This window comes from Leminorella grimontii ATCC 33999 = DSM 5078, assembly GCF_000439085.1.
GTDB lineage: Bacteria > Pseudomonadota > Gammaproteobacteria > Enterobacterales > Enterobacteriaceae > Leminorella > Leminorella grimontii.
Genome location: NZ_AUUA01000001.1, coordinates 500,723 through 520,780, shown reverse-complemented (window position 1 = coordinate 520,780; position 20,058 = coordinate 500,723). Strand labels below are relative to the sequence as shown.

The 20,058-nt window shown below is 54.7% G+C and carries 15 protein-coding genes; 5 read left to right on the top strand and 10 right to left on the bottom strand.

The window, feature by feature from the left end; all coding sequences use genetic code 11:
* Positions 1-18: 18 nt before the first annotated feature.
* Positions 19-306 (bottom strand): IS1-like element transposase, encoded by a 288-nt coding sequence (locus tag G544_RS0102435; protein ID WP_027273111.1) that lies wholly within the window; start codon positions 304-306, stop codon positions 19-21.
* Between the two features lie 459 nt (positions 307-765).
* On the opposite strand from G544_RS0102435, the gene ttcA reads away from it, so the two are divergent.
* The gene (gene ttcA, locus G544_RS0102430; RefSeq protein ID WP_027273110.1) at positions 766-1,689 is read left to right on the top strand and encodes a tRNA 2-thiocytidine(32) synthetase TtcA; all 924 of its coding nucleotides are present in this window, start codon (positions 766-768) and stop codon (positions 1,687-1,689) included.
* Between the two features lie 50 nt (positions 1,690-1,739).
* Here the strand turns inward: ttcA and zntB are convergent, their stop codons facing one another.
* Genes zntB through ydiJ form a run of 3 tightly spaced genes read right to left on the bottom strand, consistent with a single transcriptional unit; the run spans position 1,740 to position 6,257 of the window.
* Positions 1,740-2,723 carry a zinc transporter ZntB gene (gene zntB / locus G544_RS0102425; protein ID WP_027273109.1) on the bottom strand — a complete coding sequence of 328 codons (984 nt, stop codon included), beginning with the start codon at positions 2,721-2,723 and terminating at the stop codon, positions 1,740-1,742.
* Between the two features lie 34 nt (positions 2,724-2,757).
* Positions 2,758-3,180, bottom strand: a complete 423-nt coding sequence (locus tag G544_RS0102420) for a hotdog fold thioesterase (protein WP_027273108.1) — start codon at positions 3,178-3,180, stop codon at positions 2,758-2,760.
* A gap of 23 nt (positions 3,181-3,203) precedes the next feature.
* Positions 3,204-6,257: a D-2-hydroxyglutarate dehydrogenase YdiJ gene (ydiJ, locus tag G544_RS0102415; RefSeq protein WP_027273107.1), complete on the bottom strand. Its 3,054-nt coding sequence runs from the start codon at positions 6,255-6,257 to the stop codon at positions 3,204-3,206.
* Between the two features lie 299 nt (positions 6,258-6,556).
* Between ydiJ and ydiK the strand changes: the two genes are divergently transcribed.
* Complete coding sequence (gene ydiK / locus G544_RS0102410) at positions 6,557-7,660, top strand: AI-2E family transporter YdiK (protein WP_027273106.1); 1,104 nt, start codon at positions 6,557-6,559, stop codon at positions 7,658-7,660.
* An 84-nt stretch (positions 7,661-7,744) separates the two neighbouring features.
* On the opposite strand, the gene G544_RS0102405 is transcribed toward ydiK, so the two are convergent.
* Positions 7,745-10,633, bottom strand: a complete 2,889-nt coding sequence (locus G544_RS0102405) for an autotransporter outer membrane beta-barrel domain-containing protein (protein WP_027273105.1) — start codon at positions 10,631-10,633, stop codon at positions 7,745-7,747.
* Between the two features lie 326 nt (positions 10,634-10,959).
* The gene (ppsA, locus tag G544_RS0102400; protein ID WP_027273104.1) at positions 10,960-13,350 is read right to left on the bottom strand and encodes a phosphoenolpyruvate synthase; all 2,391 of its coding nucleotides are present in this window, start codon (positions 13,348-13,350) and stop codon (positions 10,960-10,962) included.
* A gap of 301 nt (positions 13,351-13,651) precedes the next feature.
* Between ppsA and ppsR the strand changes: the two genes are divergently transcribed.
* Together ppsR and G544_RS0102390 are read left to right on the top strand one after the other, a co-directional pair.
* Positions 13,652-14,473, top strand: coding sequence for a posphoenolpyruvate synthetase regulatory kinase/phosphorylase PpsR (ppsR, locus tag G544_RS0102395; protein ID WP_027273103.1), 822 nt, complete (start codon positions 13,652-13,654; stop codon positions 14,471-14,473).
* A gap of 195 nt (positions 14,474-14,668) precedes the next feature.
* Positions 14,669-15,715 carry a 3-deoxy-7-phosphoheptulonate synthase gene (locus G544_RS0102390; RefSeq protein ID WP_027273102.1) on the top strand — a complete coding sequence of 349 codons (1,047 nt, stop codon included), beginning with the start codon at positions 14,669-14,671 and terminating at the stop codon, positions 15,713-15,715.
* A gap of 59 nt (positions 15,716-15,774) precedes the next feature.
* On the opposite strand, the gene lplA is transcribed toward G544_RS0102390, so the two are convergent.
* The 4 genes from lplA to G544_RS0102370 all read right to left on the bottom strand — a co-directional run bounded on the left by lplA (position 15,775) and on the right by G544_RS0102370 (position 18,541).
* A complete protein-coding gene (gene lplA, locus G544_RS0102385) occupies positions 15,775-16,794 on the bottom strand; it encodes a lipoate--protein ligase (RefSeq protein ID WP_027273101.1) in 1,020 nt (339 codons plus the stop codon).
* A gap of 114 nt (positions 16,795-16,908) precedes the next feature.
* Entirely contained in the window at positions 16,909-17,274 is a 366-nt protein-coding gene (locus tag G544_RS0102380) for a VOC family protein (protein WP_027273100.1), read from the bottom strand.
* 100 nt (positions 17,275-17,374) lie between these two features.
* Positions 17,375-18,064 (bottom strand): helix-turn-helix transcriptional regulator, encoded by a 690-nt coding sequence (locus G544_RS0102375; protein ID WP_027273099.1) that lies wholly within the window; start codon positions 18,062-18,064, stop codon positions 17,375-17,377.
* 9 nt (positions 18,065-18,073) lie between these two features.
* On the bottom strand, positions 18,074-18,541 hold the full coding sequence (locus G544_RS0102370; RefSeq protein WP_027273098.1) for a C40 family peptidase: 468 nt from the start codon (positions 18,539-18,541) through the stop codon (positions 18,074-18,076).
* A gap of 425 nt (positions 18,542-18,966) precedes the next feature.
* Here G544_RS0102370 and ltaE point away from each other — a divergent pair, with 425 nt between their 5' ends.
* A complete protein-coding gene (ltaE, locus tag G544_RS0102365) occupies positions 18,967-20,028 on the top strand; it encodes a low-specificity L-threonine aldolase (RefSeq protein WP_027273097.1) in 1,062 nt (353 codons plus the stop codon).
* The last annotated feature ends 30 nt before the right edge of the window (positions 20,029-20,058 follow it).

Genomic DNA, 20,058 nt, shown 5'->3' with positions numbered 1-20,058 from the left:
AAATTAACCCATCATATCTCAGCCGCTATGGCTAAGTTCGCCTTCTGAGGCCTTCAAATATCTCATAACGGTATTAAGCCCGACTTTCAGCGTTCGGCTCGTTTGCCTTATCCCTGCGCCCTGGGCGGTCATTTCAAGAATTTTTTCTTTCATCCCTGGCTGATGAGCGCGATATAAATAGGAAAGCTGAAAAGTGCGCTTACAGTTATTGCAAAAATAGCGAGGATAGCCTCCTCGGCCTTTACCGTGCTTTCTTACCGGCTTTGTCTCATGGCAGTGACGGCATGTGACTTCGATAGTTACCATCTTCCATCTCCTTTTCCCAACCCTGACCGCTGATTGCATCCCTATAAAGCAAGCGCCTTCGGCATGCGTATACTCGTCTCATAAAAATGAACACCGTATCGCCGAATATTCCGGCATTATTTTTCTTAGAATCTCTGTATTGGCTTTGTCGATTTTAATACATCTGAAAAATTTACATCACTGGTATAATTGACAGTTATTATTATATTTGCGCTATTTTTCGTACGTTATTTGTTCAGTCAGCTTTCTTTTTTTTGATTATTTAATCGTCGCTCGCTATTCCCGGCTTTTTATTAGCGCCTTTCTTTTGATAAGCACGAACAAGAACCAAGAGGAAAACGACAAAGCGCTCTCTCCATCATGAGCGAGTGACAACGAGGGCAATAATCCGTACCATAGCTGCCCATTGTTTACGTGCGGCCACCGCGCCGGCCGGGTATTTTGAACAGAGTCAACGTCATGAGCACAAGCGCTACGCTAAACCAAAAACAGCAATACAATCTGAACAAACTGCACAAGCGGTTACGCCGCGGCGTAGGCGAAGCCATTGCGGATTTCTCAATGATCGAAGAAGGCGATCGCGTCATGGTGTGCCTTTCAGGCGGTAAAGACAGCTACACCATGCTGGACATCCTGCAAAACCTGCAGCGCAGCGCCCCGGTAAAATTTGAGCTTATCGCCGTCAACCTGGACCAAAAGCAGCCCGGCTTTCCCGAACACGTTCTGCCGGAATACCTGTCCACCCTCGGCATTGAGTACAAAATCGTAGAAGAAAACACCTACGGCATCGTAAAAGAGAAGATCCCTGAAGGAAAAACCACCTGCTCGCTCTGTTCACGCCTGCGCCGCGGCATTCTTTACCGGACGGCAACGGAGCTTGGCGCAACCAAAATCGCGCTGGGCCATCACCGCGACGATATGCTGCAAACGCTGTTCTTAAACATGTTCTACGGCGGTAAGCTTAAGGGCATGCCGCCCAAGCTCATCAGCGATGACGGCAAGCACATCGTGATCCGCCCGCTGGCCTACTGTCGCGAGAAAGACATCGAGCGCTATGCCGACGCCAAGGCGTTCCCAATCATCCCCTGCAACCTATGCGGCTCCCAGCCCAACCTGCAGCGTCAGGTGATTAAAGAGATGCTCAGAGAGTGGGACAAGCGCTATCCTGGCCGTATTGAAACCATGTTCAGCGCCATGCAAAACGTCGTGCCGTCGCACCTGTGCGACCGCGAGCTGTTTGACTTCACGGCAATAAAGCAGGGAATGGATCTTCCCGACGGCGGCGATCTGGCGTTCGACAGAGAAGAACTGCCTCTGCATCCCGCAGGCTTTGAGGCTCAGGATGAAAACGAGCTGGGTATTAACGTCGTTGAAGTTAAATAGCGTCGGGTTGAAAAGAAAAAAGGCGGATTTCCGCCTTTTTTACCGTCGGGCTACAGCCACTTGCTCCGCTTAAGCCACCAGAGAACCCCGCCGCCAAGAACCCCCAGGCACAGGCAGAAAATGGCAAAGGCGTTACCTTTATCTCCCCCCGGGATCCCGCCCAGATTGACGCCAAACAGGCCGGTAAGAAACGTCGCCGGCAAAAACAGCATCGCCATCAGCGACATGGTGTAGGTTCGGCGGTTCATGGCGTCCGCCAGCAGCGAGTTAATTTCATCGACAATCACCGCCGTGCGGGCAATCGTGGCGTCGAGATCGTCAAGCCCTCTTCCCAGCCGCTCGGCGATATCCTGCATGCGGTGGCGGTCTTCATTGCTCATCCAGGGAAAGCGTTCGTTGGCCAGGCGAGAGAAAACGTCGCGCTGCGGCATTAAGTGACGACGTAACACAATAAGCTGCTTACGGATCAGCGCAATTTCTCCCCGTTCAGGAACTTCTTGCTCCAGCAGGCCGTCTTCCAGCTCAATGACGCGCCCGTGAATATCGTCAATAAAGTCGCTCACCCTGTCGGTCAGCGCATCAAGAATATCAACCAGCCAACCGCCGACGTGCGTCGGACCGCTGTGGTTCATCAAGTCCTGACCGACTTCGTCTATGGCGTGGATTGGTCGATGGCGAGTCGAAACGATCAGGCTTTCGGTTAAATACACCCTCAGCGTAACCAGCGGATCGGGTAAAGACTCATTGTTCAGATTAACGCTTCTCAAGACGATAAGCGTCCCCTCGCCCTGGCGTGAAACTCTGGGGCGGCAGCTTTCTCCCGCCAGAGCATCCTTAAAGGACTCCGGCAGCAGCTCGGTCGCGTTCAACCAGGCCAGGCTTTCCGGCTGCTCATAGTCAAAATGCAGCCAGCACGGCATAGAGCCGGACGCCACCGTGTCGTCCGTAATTGGGAGTACGCCCCCCTTGCCGTCCAGCTGCCAGGCGTGTATTGCTTGAGAAACCAACAGCTGTTTACCGGTTATCTTCTCCACGTAGACCACCTTTTTTTGAGCGTCGTCTCCTGAATTAATCGGCCTTTTTATCCAAAACGGACGTTGTAAGCCGGGAAATGCAGCACAGCTTGTCGGCTTCGTCGTAAATACGGATATCCCATACCTGCTGGCTACGCCCCAAATGCACCGCTTTAGCGACACCGCGCACCCGCCCCTGGCGCGCGGAGCGGACGTGGTTAGCGTTAATTTCGACGCCGACAACCAGCCTGTCGCCCTCGGTACAAAGATAACCTGCTACCGAGCCGATAGTTTCAGCCAGAACGACGGACGCGCCGCCGTGCAGCAGGCCAAACGTCTGCGTGGTGCGTCGGTCGACCGGCATGGTCGCCTCAAGGAAATCCGGCCCGATTTGGGTAAAGACGATGTCGATATGCTCCATCATCGTGCCTTTGGAAAGTTGGTTTAGCGCCTCCAGCGTCGTTTGGCGTTTCCACATACTGCACTACCTCATCTCATCAATTAAACCAGCTCCAGCAGCGCCTGGAGCGGATGCTTTAACACAACCTGATTAAACCGTTTCACCTGGCTGCGGCACGAATAGCCGGTCGCCAGGCAGCGGCTTGCGCTTTTACCCGCCAGCGCCTTTTGCCAGGACAGCGCGTAAATCGCCGCCGAATTTTCGGCATTGTCGGCCTCATGGCCATAAGTTCCCGCCATGCCGCAGCAGCCCAAATTTATCGTATTCAGCGTAGCGCCGACTCGACCGAACAGGCCTTGCCACTGTCGGCCGCTGTTCGGTAGCGCGGTGCTTTCGGTACAGTGGCCAAACAGATACCACGGCTCCGCCGCTACGGCCTTTTCCGGCAGCAGGTGAAGATTAGCCGTCAGCCACTCATGCACGAGAAGAACCTGAAACTCGCCCCGAGCTTCGCCAAGAATTTGTTTATATTCATCTCGATAGCACAGCACCAGCGCCGGATCGACTCCCACCATGGGGATCCCCAGCCTTGCCACTCGGTTTAAGGCTTCTGACGTGCGTTTAGCGGTTTGCGCAAACTGCCGCAGGAAGCCCTTAATATGCTGCGCCTTGCCGTTGGGGCTAAACGGCAGCAGTACCGGCGTCATGCCCAGTTTCTCTATCAGCCGGACAAAGTCGGCCACTACCGCCGCGTCGTAATAGCTGGTGAACGGATCCTGAACCACCAGCACGTGACGCTGACGCTGTTCGACGGCCATGGTTTCGAGCTGTTCCAGCGTAATAGAACAGGCGCGGTGCCCCTGCAGCTGCTGTTTCAGCGTAGGCGTTGACAGCTGCGGCAAGTTGACCATGCCGATGCCCTTTGCGCCAATGGCCTGCATCCACGGCTGTCGAATGAAGAAGTTAAACACCTTGGGCGCCTTGGCCATCAGCGGCGCGTAGCTCTCAACCGACGCCACCAGATAGTCTCTGGCCGGGCGGAAATAGCGGGTGTGGTAAAGCTGTAAAAAGCGAGAGCGGAAGGCAGGCACGTCAATCTTTATCGGGCACTGGGTCGAGCAAGCCTTACAGGCCAGACAGGCGGACATCGACGCTTTAACTTCGTGGGAGAAGTCATACTCTCCCTTATGCTTAGCCAAGGCGTTTTGCGTTTTGGCCAAAAGCTCGCGCCAGCTCAAGCGCCGCTGCGACAGCTTTTGCTCAATCTCCAACGGATCTACGCCCGCCTCCGCCAGCTGGCGCAGCCATTCTCTTACCAGAGTCGCGCGCCCCTTCGGCGAATGAACGCGATCGCCGCTGACCTTCATCGAGGGGCACATCGGACTGTTCACATCGAAATTGAAGCACAGGCCGTTACCGTTGCACTCCATCGCGCCTTTAAACGACGTTCTTACCGCTAAAGGGATCTGCCGATCGTAGGTCCCCCGCTTAACGGCGTCCACTTTCAACAGCGGCGCATCGCTCTCCAGTGGCGTACAGATTTTCCCTGGATTAAGGCGATTAAGCGGGTCGAAAGCGCCTTTAATCCGCCGAAGCTCTGCATAGAGTTCCTCACCGAAGAATTCGGCGCTGTATTCAGCCCTGAAGCCCTTACCGTGCTCACCCCACAACAATCCGCCGTACTTGGCCGTTAGCGCGACGATGCTGTCGGACAGCTGCTTCATCAAGCGTTCCTGCTGCGGATCGCACATGTCGAGCGCGGGGCGAACGTGCAGCACGCCGGCGTCAACGTGCCCGAACATGCCGTAGGCCAAGCCGTGGCCGTCCAGCAGCGCGCGGAACTCCGCAATATAGTCGGCTAAGTGTTCGGGAGGAACGCAGGTGTCTTCTGCAAAAGGGATCGGCTTTGCCAAGCCCTTGGCGTTACCCAAAAGGCCTACCGCCTTTTTACGCATGCCGTAAATGCGCTCAATGTCGGCCAAGTCGCTGCACAGCTGGTAGCCAATAACGCCGGCCTCGCTATTTTCCATCAGTTCGTCAAGCCTGGCGCAAAGCGCCTCTACCTGACGGGCGATAAGCGCCTCATCGTCGCCGGCGAATTCAATGATGTTAAGGCCCTGCATGTCTTTACCGGGCACGTCAGTAATGAGATTTTTTACCGACTCCCAAACGATGTCCTCGCGGGCCAGGTTAAACACCTTGGAGTCTACGGTTTCGACAGAAAGCGCCTTGGCCTCGACCATCAGCGGTGCATTGCGCAACGCGGAATCGAAACTGTCATATTTGACGTTAACCAGCCGCCGAACCGACGGCAGGCGAGTGATATTTAGGCGGGCTTCGGTGATGAACGCCAAAGAACCTTCAGAACCGGTTAAGATTCGGGTTAAGTCGAACGTTTGCAGGTCGTCGCTGTAGACGTGCTTCAAATCGTAGCCGGTCAGAAAGCGGTTCAGCTTTGGAAACTTGTCCAAAATCAGCTGGCGCTGGGTTCGGCAGCGTTCCATTACGGTGCGATAAACCTCGCCGACGCGGGTCTTTTGCGCCGCCAGCCCTTCGGCCAGCGCAACCGGCATAGGATACGTATCAAGCAGTTCGCCGTTTAACAGCACGCTTCGCAGCCCCAAAACGTGATCGGACGTTTTGCCATAGGCCAGCGAGCCCTGTCCTGACGCATCAGTATTGACCATGCCGCCGAGCGTGGCGCGGTTGCTGGTGGAAAGCTCCGGCGAGAAAAAAAAGCCATGGGGCTTGAGGTACTGATTGAGCTGGTCTTTAATCACGCCGGCCTCAACCCGAACCCACCCTTCTTCCGTGTTCAGCTCCAGAATGCGGTTCATATAGCGGGACATATCCACCACGATGCCGTCATTTAGCGACTGCCCGTTGGTTCCCGTACCTCCGCCTCTGGGCGTAAAGCGCAGGCTTTGGTATTCATCCGCGCTGGCCGTGCGCGCAATCAGCACCACGTCAGCGGTAGAACGGGGGAAAACGATCGCCTGAGGCAAAAGCTGATAAATACTGTTGTCGGTCGCCATCGTCAGGCGATCGGCAAACTGCGTCGCTACGTCGCCGCTAAAGCCTGAGCGCTTCAGCGCCGCTAAATACGCGTTCACCAGTGCATCGACGCCCGGCGCCTGTTTGAGCTGAGGAATCATTGCCGTTAATCTCTTCTTTTTTTCTTATCTATTCATCTGCCTCGACAGGTTTAACGAGGCATTCTTAAAACATTACCCAATCCCGCAGACTAGCACACGCTGCCGCCGTTTGCGTAGCCCGTAGAGAAAATTATCCCGGTGACAAAACGACGCCATTCAGCATTAAACCTTGAAACAACACATCATTAACATTATGGCAAAAAGGAGAATTTTTTCCCGTCATGAATTACGGTGGCGCAAGTACCGCCTATCGTTGATAATATCAACAATAACCCATTCATCTACAACGAGTATGGTTCATGACTCAACCACAAAAGCGCTTAGATCTTGCCCGCCTGATGTTTGGCGTACTGTTTATCACAATACTTATCGTTGCCAGCCTTTGGGTAATCCGCCCCTTCGTACTCGGCTTTGCCTGGGCAGGAATGGTGGTCATCGCGACCTGGCCGCTGCTGCTGCGCGTACAAAAGCTCACCGGCGGCAAGCGGTCGCCGGCCGTTGTGATTATGACGCTGCTGCTGGTGCTGCTGTTCGTACTGCCGTTCAGCCTGGTCATCAACAGCATTGTCGATAACAGCGGCCAACTTGTCAGCTGGCTGGGCGACTCTCAGAACTGGCACATTCCAAGCCTCAACTGGCTGGAAGACGTTCCCATGGTTGGCGAGCGCCTTCATCATGGCTGGCAAAGTTTGATTTCCGACGGCGGAAAATCGCTGGTCGCGAAGGTGCAGCCCTATGCCGGCGCGGCAACGACCTGGTTTGTGTCTCAGGCCGCCCACGTGGGAAGCTTTGTGCTGCACGGCACGCTGATGGTGGTCTTTAGCGCCATCCTCTACGCCAAGGGCGAAGCGGTCGCTAAAGGCATTCGACATTTTGCACTGCGCCTGGCGGAAGAGCGCGGAGAGGCAGCGGTGATTCTGGGGGCTCAGGCGATTCGCGCCGTTGCGCTCGGCGTCGTGGTTACGGCAATGGTTCAGGCGCTGCTGGGCGGCATCGGGCTCGCCGTTGCTGGCATTCCTTATGCAACGCTGCTGACCGTGTTGATGGTCATCTGCTGTTTGGCCCAGATTGGCCCCGGCCTGGTTCTTTTCCCTGCGGTGATTTGGCTCTACTGGAGCGGTGACAACACCTGGGGAACGGTGCTGCTGGTCTGGAGCTGCGTCGTCGTTTCACTGGACAACTTCCTGCGTCCGGCGCTGATTCGTATGGGCGCGAACCTGCCTCTGCTGCTTATTCTCTCGGGCGTTATCGGCGGCCTGTTGGCGTTTGGCATGATTGGCCTGTTTATCGGCCCCGTCGTGCTGGCGGTATCATACAGGCTTATATCCGCCTGGATGGACGAAGTGCCGGAGCCTTCAGACAGAGTGCCGGACCTTGAAGAGACGCTGGGAGACGGCAAGTAGCTTATTTATTCTCGCTTATGGATAAATAACAAGGGACGCTCTCTGAACGGCGTCCCTTGTTTCATTACTATTGAGCCCTACTCATCAAAAGCTAAAGCGATAGCCTGCATTAATCTGACGTTGATTAAACCGGTGTCCGGTCGAGCTTTCAGCGTCCAAATAAAAACTGTGCTGGTTATTTAGCTGCGTTGTCACGCCAATGCCGTTATTCCACCATCCCCCACGGTTAACGTGACTTTCCTTGGCGTCATTGAGCCGATAGCTAACTCGGCCGTCAAGCTCCGTCACGTAGCCCGTTTTTAGATAGACATTAACCGGCATCCCGCTATTGGCGCTATAGCCCACAAGCGCGCTCACGCGGCCAAGCGTGGAATGATAGGCGTCCGTGTCGATAATCAGACCGTTACTGGCTTTTATCGTCATATCATCCTGATAGGAGAAGCTGAGCTGCGCCTGTGGTTCCAGATAAACGCCGTCGGCATCCGGCGAAAAATAAAAGCGTTTTCCGGCTTCTAATGAGGCGCTAAAGCCGTTGCTTGAATCGTCTCCGCTGACGCGCTGGCTGCTGCTGTCAGTCACGTTAAACGAGTTCTTCATTCGCGAATACTTAATCAATCCGTCAAAATAGAGCCCGCTGGCGTCCATATAGCTAGCATAGGCGCCAAAGCTCTGCGCATTAAGGCCGCCATCGCCCTGCTTATAGCTCTGGCTCGCGTTGGATGCGCCGAACATGACGCCCAGATAAATATCGTTATCCTGAGCATCGAGCCTTATATCGCTACCTAGCTGAAAGCCGTGGTAGTTCATATTGAAGCCGCTAAGCTGCCCTTTAGCGAAATTATCAAATCGCCCCGCAAAACCTCGCGCCCAAAAGTCGCCCTGCCCCTTGTCCTGACGTAATTCGCCCATGCGCTGCAACAGCGTTTGTGTTTCAGCGTAGCTCATTAAGTAATTGGCATTAATAAAGTTGGCCGCGGCGTCAGCCGTTGAAGTAATGGGGGCTTTATTACCGCCATTTCCACCCGGCGTAGGGGAGCCGCCGTTGCTTCCGCTATTTCCACCGCCGCTTGACGCGGCGGCCAGTTGCCAGTTTTTACCGTTAGCCTCTTTCTGCAGCTGATAAGTATATCCCCCCATATCTACCGTACCGCTCGTTAGCGTAAAGCTACCGCCGCCGTCGGCGGTTTCAACCAGCGTCAGTCTTTCCGTACCGTGAGTACTTTGACTTCCATCGCTAAGTACGTTCAACGTATGGCTGCCGGACGTTGTACCGTTCACAATAAGCCTGTCGCCGCTTCCGTTTTGTAAATTGGCCCGCATGACAAACGTACCGTTTCCACTGAGCGAATTGCTTACCGTTAACGTACGGAATAACCTTGTCACAGCAGGGCTGTTGGGATCGTTTTCAAATGAGGTAACGCCGCCGTTGCTTAACTCGGTAACAGCAGAACTGTCGGTCATTCTCCACTGCCCGCCGCCAGCGGTGGTCACTTTGGCGTTTTGCGCGCTTCCCAACCAAACGGAGTCATTATTGAGCGATACGCTCGCACTGCTTTTTATATCGGCATAAACGTCGCCGACCAGGCGGCTGGCATTATCGGCAATCAGGCTAACCGAGCTGCCAATCGTTCCATCAAGACCCGAAGCGGAGCTCTTTGGTACGATCGTTGCGTTAATGAGTTTACCGTTCGTCGCGCTAACGTTAACGCCGTTTAAATTTGCACTAATAGCGGAACCTTGCGCGTTGAATGCATCTCCCTGTGCGCTCTCAATCATGCCGCCAAATTGGGTAATATTAATGACAGAGGTTCGATCTCCGCTGCTCTTTTGTCCAACGGCAAATACCGCGTGAGCATCCGCGCCGTTTGCTTTAATCGCACTGTCGCTGCCGCTGACAGTACCGGTATTAGAAATAGAAACCAGCCCTCCTTTATTGACATAAATCGCGTGAGACTGAGAACCTGATGTCTCAATCCTGTGGGCATTGCCGTCAATTTTTATTGTTGGACTAACGCCCGAGCTGGAAGCTAAAGAAGCATCGGCGACGATGCCGTAGGCGTTGTTGCCCTGCGTCACTATGCTTTGTTTGTCTCCGGTTAGAACAATTTCGGTATTGACGGCGGCAGACGCGCCATGGGCGCCGTTACCATGCGTTGTCACCGAGACAGAGGAAGGCGCAAGCGCATCGCCAATAAGAATGTGGGACATTCCGTGGCTTGTCGTCCCTGTAGCCATACCGTGAGAAGCATCGCCATGGGTTTCTATCGCGTTGTTCTCGCCGGTCAGTATGATATAACCGTCTTTTGTGTTGGCCGAACCCGTCGCAGGAACCGAGTTCCACACCCAGAGCCCGTAGGACTCTTTACCGCCGGTGCTTATTTGTACGTTGTTCGCCGTTACTTTAGTGTCGTTTGCTCCCGCAGAGCCGTTCTGTACGCGGATGCCGAATCCCGACGGTAGCTCAGAGCCGGCCAAGCCGGTCGTAATGATAGCGCCACTTCCCAAATTAACCGTGGCGCCATCTCTGGCGTCAACCCCTACGGCAGACGTTCCCATCGTCCCTGTCGACGTAGAATTGATAACGAGTGAACCTCCGTTCATCACGGTAAACGTTCCTTTATCGACCCTAAGCCCAACGGTATCCGTATTGCTTCCCAGATCAATACTCAGCGGAGCGTTAACGGTAAGCGACGATGCGCTATTCCCATCGACGACAATGGCTTTGGCCGTAGGGGCGTTAGTATTGGCCGTTGTATCGTGATTCAACGTTAATTGCCCACCGCCGGTGACTCGTATCGCTGGAGAAACTGACGTATTGGTGTAGCTTGCGTTACCGCTGCTGCTTTCTGTCGTACCGTCAACGTTAAGCGTTGCCGAATGGGCCGAAAAGCTGCCCAAAAGCGCAATAGAAAGCGACAGCGCAACCTTTTTCCTTTTCGGATAGGCTGAAATGGCTCGTAATACGTTACTCATATTTCCATACTCCTTGTAACAATAAAAAGTGTTCCTCATTCACCTTTTTTTAGTGCGCAGGAACCCCTTAAAAACAATGTTTTTAATAAAAATTTCATGTCATAACAGAAGGTTAAAACTTAGAAATAATAGATAGCGTTTTAGCTTTAATAAAATCGTTTAAAACGATCGAACCATCCCTATAGATCGCTAAAAGCGATCAATGATAAGAATTATTTATGTTGAAACAGCTATTCATAAGAGCGTCATGAGAATGGTTTTCTCATAGCGAAAAAACGCCGCCGCATAAAAATGCGGCGGCGTTTTTATCTTACTCCGTCTCTGCGTCAGGCCGAAACGGAGGTTTTTTCCGCCAGCGCCAGCCAGGTCTTAATCACCGTATCCGGGTTAAGAGAGATGCTGTCGACACCCTGCTCCATCAGCCAGACCGCAAAGTCTTCATGGTCGGAAGGCCCCTGTCCGCAGATGCCGACGTATTTCCCCTGCTTCTTCGCGGCCCGAATGGCCATGGCTAGCAGCGCTTTCACTGCTTCGTTACGCTCATCAAACAGCGTTGAAACTACGCCGGAATCGCGATCCAGCCCTAGCGTCAGCTGTGTCATGTCGTTAGAACCGATGGAGAAACCGTCAAAGTGCTCCAGGAACTGTTCGGCCAGCAGCGCGTTAGAGGGGATTTCGCACATCATGATGACCTTAAGGCCGTTTTCCCCGCGCCTTAGCCCCTCAAGCGCCAGCTGGTCAACGACCGCTTTCGCCTGCTCTACGGTGCGAACGAATGGGATCATGATTTCGACGTTGGTCAGCCCCATGCGGTTGCGCACGCGCTTAACGGCCTCACACTCCAGCGCAAAGCAGGCTTTGAAGTCGTCAGAAACGTAGCGACCAGCGCCTCGGAAGCCTAGCATCGGGTTCTCTTCGTGAGGCTCATAGCGGCTTCCGCCCACCAGATTGGCGTATTCGTTAGACTTAAAGTCAGACAGGCGCACAATCACGCGCTTGGGCCAGAAGGCGGCGGCCAGCGTCGCGATGCCTTCAGACAGTCGACCGACATAAAACTCGACCGGATCGTCGTAACCCATCATCAGCTCGCGGATCTCCTCTTTTATCGAGGCATCCTGCTGGTCAAACTCCAGCAGCGCGCGCGGGTGTACGCCGATCATACGGTTGATGATGAACTCAAGGCGAGCCAGACCGACGCCTTCGTTCGGCAGTCGGGCAAAGTCAAACGCCCGATCGGGGTTGCCGACGTTCATCATGATCTTCAGCGGAATGTCCGGCAGCGCGTTGAGCTGAGAGCTTTGAACCTTAAACTCCAGCGCGTCCTGATAGATAAAGCCGGTATCGCCTTCAGCGCAGGAAACCGTGACCTGTTGCCCTTCTCGCAGCACGTCGGTTGCGTGGCCGCAGCCCACGACGGCAGGAATGCCCAGCTCGCGGGCGATAATGGCCGCGTGACAGGTGCGCCCGCCCCGGTTGGTGACAATCGCCGCCGCGCGCTTCATGATGGGCTCCCAGTCCGGGTCGGTCATGTCCGTCACCAGAACGTCCCCCGGCTGGATCCTGTCCATTTGGCTCAGGTCGGTAATAATCTTCACCGGACCGGCGCCGATGCGGTGGCCGATCGCACGGCCTTCCACCAGTACGTTGCCGCGCTTGTGCAGCTGATAGCGCTCCATCACCTGCTCGTTGGCGCGTACGGTTTCCGGCCTTGCCTGCACGATATACAGCTTACCGGTCTGCCCGTCCTTCGCCCATTCGATATCCATTGGCCGACCGTAGTGCTTCTCGATAATCATCGCCTGACGGGCGAGCTGGTGGATCTCGTCCTCTTCCAGGCTGTAGCGATTGCACTTGGCCTCTTCGACGTCCTCGGTCCGCACCTGCTTGCCGTGCTCGCGGCTGTCGGCGTAAACCATGCGGATCTTTTTAGAACCCAGCGTGCGCCGAACGATGGCCGGACGGTCGTTCATCAGCGTTGGCTTGTGTACGTAAAACTCGTCCGGGTTTACCGCGCCCTGAACCACCATTTCACCCAAGCCGTAGGCCGAGGTGATAAACACCACCTGATCGAAGCCGGACTCCGTATCCAGCGTAAACATTACGCCCGCAGAGGCCAAATCAGAACGCACCATGCGCTGCACGCCGGCGGAAAGCGCCACGCCCCGGTGATCGTACCCCTGATGTACGCGGTAAGAGATAGCGCGATCGTTAAACAGCGAAGCGAACACGTGCTTAATCGCCACCATCACGGCATCAATGCCCTGTACGTTCAGGAACGTCTCCTGCTGCCCGGCAAAGGAGGCATCGGGCATATCTTCCGCCGTTGCGGAGGAGCGCACGGCAAAAGAGGCGCCCTCATTTCCCTCGGAAAGGGTCTGGTAGGCGCTGCGAATAGCCTGCTCAAGCTCGGGCTGAAAAGGCGTATCGACAATCCAGCTGCGGATCTTGGAACCTGCATCGGCCAGCGCTTTGACGTCGTCTACGTTAATGCTATCAAGCAGCTGATAAATACGCTGATTCACGCCGCTTTGCTCAAGAAAGTCGTTAAACGCCTGGGCCGTCGTGGCGAACCCGTTAGGAACAGAAACGCCCAGTTCACTCAGATTAGCGATCATTTCACCTAAAGAGGCGTTTTTACCTCCAACACGATCAACATCATGCATTCCCAATTGGTTATACCAAACAACATATTGTTGACAGCTATCGATAGCAGGCATTAGCAGTGTCCCATTAGTTTAATCAGGATGGATTAATAACAAGAAGATCCATAGAAGCAACAAATTTGCCCCTACCCTTAAAAGCTTACACAGCAATTCGTGACTTATGAAATGGTTAATCGTTTCGGCGCGTTAACTAAGTTTTCCTGTCCGAATCAACGCGTTAATTTGTTCGCAATCGCTCTTCATATGCTCGATTTCAACAATTAAATGGGGAAAAGTTAAAGCGTGTTGACGAAAGAAATAGAGAATGATTTGATTGCTACCTATTAACGACACGGCCAGTGGGAGCGATTTTTTTATGGAACGCACGGTTTTCTTTATTTCCGACGGTACCGCCATTACGGCCGAAGTCTTGGGGCACGCGGTGCTCTCTCAGTTTCCCGTCGACTTTAATCAATACACCATACCGTTCGTCGAAAATACGCTTAAAGCGCAGGAAGTCTGCCAGCAAATCGACGGCGTTTACGAAAAAACCGGACAAAGGCCCATCGTATTTTATTCCATCGTATCGCCTGACATTCGCGCGATCATAGAAAAAAGCCACGGCTACTGTCAGAACATCGTCCACACGCTGGTGACGCCCCTTGAACAGGAGCTGGGCGTCGCGCCAATACCCGCCGCGCATCGCATACACGGTCTAACGGCAAGCAACCTGACGAAATACGACGCCAGAATTGCCGCTATCGACTACGCGCTGGCCCACGATGACGGCATCTCTTTACGCAACCTTGAAGACGCTCAGGTCATTCTGCTCGGCGTATCCCGCTGCGGAAAAACGCCCACCAGCCTCTATCTGGCGATGCAGTTCGGCATCAGGGCGGCCAACTATCCGTTTACTTCCGACGACATGGACAACCTGCTGCTTCCCCCCGCGCTGAAGCCTTTCCACAGCAAGCTGTTTGGGCTGACCATTTCGCCGGAGCGCCTGTCCGCCATTCGTCAGGAGCGCCGTGAAAACAGCCGATATGCGTCGCTGCGCCAGTGCCGCATTGAGGTCACCGAAGTCGAAGCCCTCTATCGAAAGCACAACATCCGCTTTCTCAACAGCACCAACTATTCCGTAGAAGAGATCTCCACCAAGCTGTTGGACATTCTGGGTATGACCCGACGAATGTATTAAACCCGACGTTAAACACAGTGCTTTTTACCGCATGTTCCCTTTAGGCATGCGGTTTCTCGCTTCATCACGCGTTTTTTACCGCTTGAAACGAATTCATTTCTTTCCCTATTTGCAAGGCGGTTGGTTTCCGTTATTGTGATGTCCATCACTTCCCGGCATATCGCCGAAGAGAAGAACCGCTTTTAGAGAAAAACCATGCACAAAACAGATGAACTCAGGACCTCGCTGGTTGACAGCCTGATGACGCCTGAGGGACTGGCGCTGCGCTATCCGATTAACGCGGACATCATCGCCAACGTAACCGCCTCCCGCCAGCGGATTGAGCGCATTATTCACGGGGAGGATCCTCGCCTTTTAGTCATCGTCGGCCCCTGTTCCATACACGATACCGACGCCGCGCAGGAATACGCCCGGCGGCTGAGCGAGCTTAGAATTCGATATCAGGACCGGCTTGAAATCGTCATGCGCACCTATTTTGAAAAACCGCGCACCGTCGTTGGGTGGAAAGGCCTTATTTCCGACCCCAATCTGGACGGTTCATTTCAGGTCAATAAAGGGCTTGCGCTGGCCCGTGCGCTGCTTATCCAGATAAATCAGCTTGGTCTGCCGACGGCGACCGAATTTTTAGATATGGTGATCGGGCAGTATATTGCCGACCTCATCAGTTGGGGGGCTATCGGCGCCCGTACGACGGAAAGCCAGGTGCACAGGGAGATGGCGTCAGCGCTCTCCTGCCCGGTCGGCTTTAAGAACGGTACCGACGGCAGCACGCGTATCGCTCTTGATGCTATCCGCGCCGCACGCTCAAGCCATATGTTCCTCTCGCCGGACAAGCGTGGCCAAATGAGCATTTATCGCACCCGCGGCAACCCTTATGCCCACATTATTTTACGCGGCGGTAAAACCCCAAATTATCACGCGGCGGACATCGCCTCTGCCTGCGACAACCTGCGCCAGTTTGACCTTCCGGAGCATCTGGTGGTCGATTTCAGCCACGGCAACTGCCAAAAGCTGCATCGGCGTCAGCTGGACGTCTGTGATAACGTCTGTCAGCAAATTGACGCGGGTTCAAGAGCGATCGTGGGCGTAATGGCGGAAAGTTTCCTTGTAGAAGGAAGCCAGAAGCAGCAAAACGGACAGCCGTTGACCTACGGTCAGTCAATTACCGATCCGTGCCTGAGCTGGAGCGATACGGAAAAAATGCTGGGCACGCTGGCGCGCGCGGTAGAGAGCCGTTTCTAAATTAGCGAGCCTGTTCGCCCAATGCTGCGGCGCCTTCTTCAATCGGCGCCGCGCTTCTCTTAGCGAACAATATCTGCCATCCAGCCGCTAAGTTCGGCTAATTCCTTCGCCTGTTCAGGGAAGTCCACCGCAACTTCGTCGCAGCACTTCTTAAGCGCTTCGCTTTGATATTGGCAGCCCTGTAGCCTTTCGGCCAGTGCTTCCAAAGGCGCGGGGTTTAAGCTGTCGGTAAACAGCTGCGTTCTGCTGATGCGTCCTTTTTCTACGTCGAAGTGCAGCTCAACGCCGCCCCAGACAAAGCGCTGGTCCAACAGGTGGGTAAACGCGGGAGCCTGTCCGAAATTCCACTGCCAGCTGCTTTGACGCTCGAAGGTTTCCACAAAACCCGGCAGATCGGGCAGCGCGTCAGGTGAAATGACTTCCGCTTCGGTTCGTTCGCCGTAGTGGCTGAAAAAAGACTCCGTGACGGCGTCACATACTTGCCGGTGAGTGATCCCCGGCAGCAGCTCGCTCAGATTAGTGACTCTTCCCCTTACGGACGCAATTCCCTTCGCCTGTAGCTTTTTTTTATCCGGATTGAGGTAGTTGGCCAAGCGGCTCAAATCAGCGCTTAACAGCAGCGTTCCGTGGTGAAAGCCCCGGTCCATTGTCTCCCTGTAGGCCGAACCGGACACCTTTCTTTCGCCTTCTTCCGTTTCCACCACCAGATCGTTACGCCCGGAGGCCGTCGCCTTTACGCCAAGCGAGTTGAGCGCATTGACCACAATCGCGGTAGAAACGCTTTTATCGTATTCGGGCTTGCCGGCCATGAAGGTGAAGCAGGTGTTGCCAAGATCGTGGAAGACCGCGCCGCCGCCGCTGCTGCGCCGCGCAAGCTTAACGTTATCCTCCTCCATCCGGCGCGTGTTGCACTCCTTCCACGGATTTTGCGCCCGCCCGATAACCACCGTATCGGCATTGCGCCACAGGAATAATACCCGCTGTGTCGCGGGCATCTGGCGAAAAATGCACTCTTCAACGGCAAGGTTAAACCAAGGGTCATAAGAGTCGGAAATCAACAGGCGCAGTGAGGACGACATACGGGTATCCTTTAACCAAAATAGATAGATATCCTGTTATTTTATCACAAATCTTTCGTCCTCAGGACCGGGGCATGAATTCCCGGCCATAAAGATACGCCTTTGCCCGGTAATCTATTCGGCAACAAACACGCGCAGGCGGTGCCCGTCGGGATCACAGGCGGTGAAGGTATAGCCGAAGTCCATAAGCACCGGAGCTTGTAGGATCTTGACGCCCTTTTCCTTCCACTGTCGGTAGTAGAGATCGACGTCCTGACGCGACTCAAGGCCAAAGGCCAGTTCGCCGCTGGCAGTAATTTCCCCGGCGCGGGGCTCTACCGTATGCTTTGACCAAAGCCCGAACAAAACGCCGGACTCAAAGCGAAACATGCCAAACGTGGGGGATGCCTCCAGCGGCTGACGCCCCAGCAGTTTCTCATAAAACGTGCAGCTTGCTTCCGGACTATCCACATACAAAATTAACATATTGGCGTCTAACATATTTATCTCCTTGATGTACAGATTGCAGGCCATATCAGCGACCTGGTGAGTTCAAGGAGGAGAATACTGAGGTGAAGTGACAGTTTGTGTCAGTAGTCGGCTAATCTTGCGTGATGCCGTTATGGCGATACCACTCTTTTAACAACGCCTGGCGGCGCCGCGGATACCGTTCATCCAGAATGCGCAGTTCGCTCAGACGATCGACCCGAAAGTTTCGCACTTCGTTGCGCAGCTCGCACCACGCAAGCAGCAGGCGAACGTCGTCAAAAAAGCCTATCGCAAACGGCCAAACGGTTCGGCGCGTTGCGCGACCGGAGCTGTCCATATAGCTCATCTCGATTTTACGCTCATTCTCAACGGCACCGCGCAGGCGGGTAATCATCTCCTGACAGTGAAGCGTTCTGTCGGAAGGCCCAATGAGCAAAGGCGCGCTCTCAAGCCGATAGCGAAGCGGCGGCGAAACGACGGCGGCAATCTTGGCCAGCGCCTGCGTCGCGGCAGTGGCCAGCTCGTCATCAACGCGCTCTTTCACCCAGCGAGCACCGAGAGTCAGCGCCTCAATCTCCTGTGGCGTAAACATCAGGGGAGGAAGCAGAAAACCTTCTTTCAGAACGTAGCCTACGCCCGCCTCGCCTTCTATCGCCGCCCCCTGAGCCTGCAGGCTTCGGATATCGCGATACAGCGTTCTCAGACTAACGTTGAGGCTAGCCGCCAGCGCTTTGCCGCTCATAGGATAACGGTGGCTACGAAGAAGCTGCAGCAGGGACAGCAGGCGTTCAGAGCGGGACATAAGCCCTTCCTACAGTCGTCGAGACTGCCAATAGGCGCTCTTCCAATAGGGGCTGTCCAGAGAGGACGTCATCACGCCCTTGCTGGTGGATGCGTGAAGGAAAGTGCCATCGGCATCGTAAATGCCGACGTGAAGACCGTTTTCACCCCGGCCGGTTTTAAAGAAAACGAGGTCGCCCGGCATCAGCTCATCGCGAGAAACGGGCGAACCAATGCTCGCCTGCTGCTTTGTCGTACGGGGAAGATTGATATTAAATCTGTCCTGAAAGGTCAAAAGAACGAAACCAGAGCAGTCCACGCCGCTGCGCGACAGGCCGCCGTAATGATAAGGTGCGCCGCGCCATTCTCGATGCTGTTCTTTAAGTTGGGCCAAAACGTAGATGGGATCGGAGAGCTTACCGCTCGGCGGCGGCGCTTTGTGGCTGGAACAGCCCGCGAGCACCAGCAAAGCCAGCACGAATAAATGACGTAAACGCATCGGGTTCTCTTCTCCACTGATTATTTCTACTACAGATGTTTAATTAGCCTAATTATCGAAAGAAAACAAGATATCTGTCCATTTTATCGAGTTATTACGCATTTTTTGGCAACAGGGCGCATTTGATCGCCTTTTCTCCCTCAAGGATCGTAAAGATCCTCCTTTCTGGGTTGGCGAAAATTAATAAAAGGCGAACGATGCCTCATGCTAACGCGCCCTTACCTCGCTTAACGAAATAAAACGCTTTTGGGAAGTCAGCTTTTCACTCTGGAGCTTATTTACTGCGATATTGCCGAGTGCATCTCCATAGTCAGTTTAGCGGTTGAGCATCTCCTCTTTCCTTTTCACTTTTTCTTCTCCCCTCTGTCGTGATACAACAGGCGTAAATAACGTCAATCGCCCTACCCACAGACCGAGGTGTTCTTATGATCGATTTGCGCAGTGATACCGTAACCCGCCCCAGTAAGGCTATGCGACAGGCCATGGCGGACGCCGCCGTGGGTGATGACGTTTACGGTGACGACCCTAGCGTCAACCAGCTTGAACAGGAAGCCGCTGCGATGTCCGGCAAAGAAGCCTCGCTGTTTTTACCTACCGGTACGCAGGCCAACCTTGTGGCACTGTTAACGCACTGTCAGCGCGGCGATGAGTATATCGTCGGGCAAAGAGCCCATAATTACATGTTTGAGGCCGGAGGCGCCGCCGTACTGGGCAGCATCCAGCCCCAGCCTATCGATATCGCCCCGGACGGTACGCTGCCGCTGGAAACGGTCGCCAGCGTCATAAAGCCGGACGACTTCCACTTTGCGCAGGCTCGCCTGCTCTGTCTGGAAAACACGCACAACGGCAAGGCGCTTCCGTTGGATTACCTGCATCAGGCGTGGGCGTTTACCCGCAAGAAAAAGCTGGCGCTTCACGTCGACGGCGCGCGTATTTTTAACGCCGCGGTGGCGATGAACGTGCCTTTGACCACCCTGACGCAGTACTGCGATACGCTGACGATTTGCCTGTCTAAGGGGCTTGGCGCGCCGGTGGGTTCACTTCTTTGCGGCAGCGCCGAGTACATCAAGCGCGCACGCCGCTGGAGAAAAATGGTCGGCGGAGGGATGCGTCAGGCCGGCATCCTCGCTCAGGGCGCGCTTTATGCCCTGCACCATAACGTCGAACGCCTTAGGGAAGACCACGACAACGCCAGCTGGCTCGCGCAGCGCCTTGAGGACATGGGCGTCGAGGTTATTGGCTCCGGCGCACAAACCAATATGCTGTTCGTCCGCATCCCCGCCAATGAGGCTAACCAGCTCGGCCCCTGGATGAAGCAGCGCGGCGTTCTGATTAACGCCGGCCCGGTCACGCGCATCGTGACTCACCTCGACGTATCAAAAGAGGACCTGCAGCGCGTCGCCGAGCTGTGGGGCGAGTTTAAGCGGCTGATGGCCGTTCCCGGCTCTGGCTCAGGCCAGGCTTCCAGGGCGATTTACGAGGGGTAACTGAAATACCGCGGTTGAGGGCAATTGCCC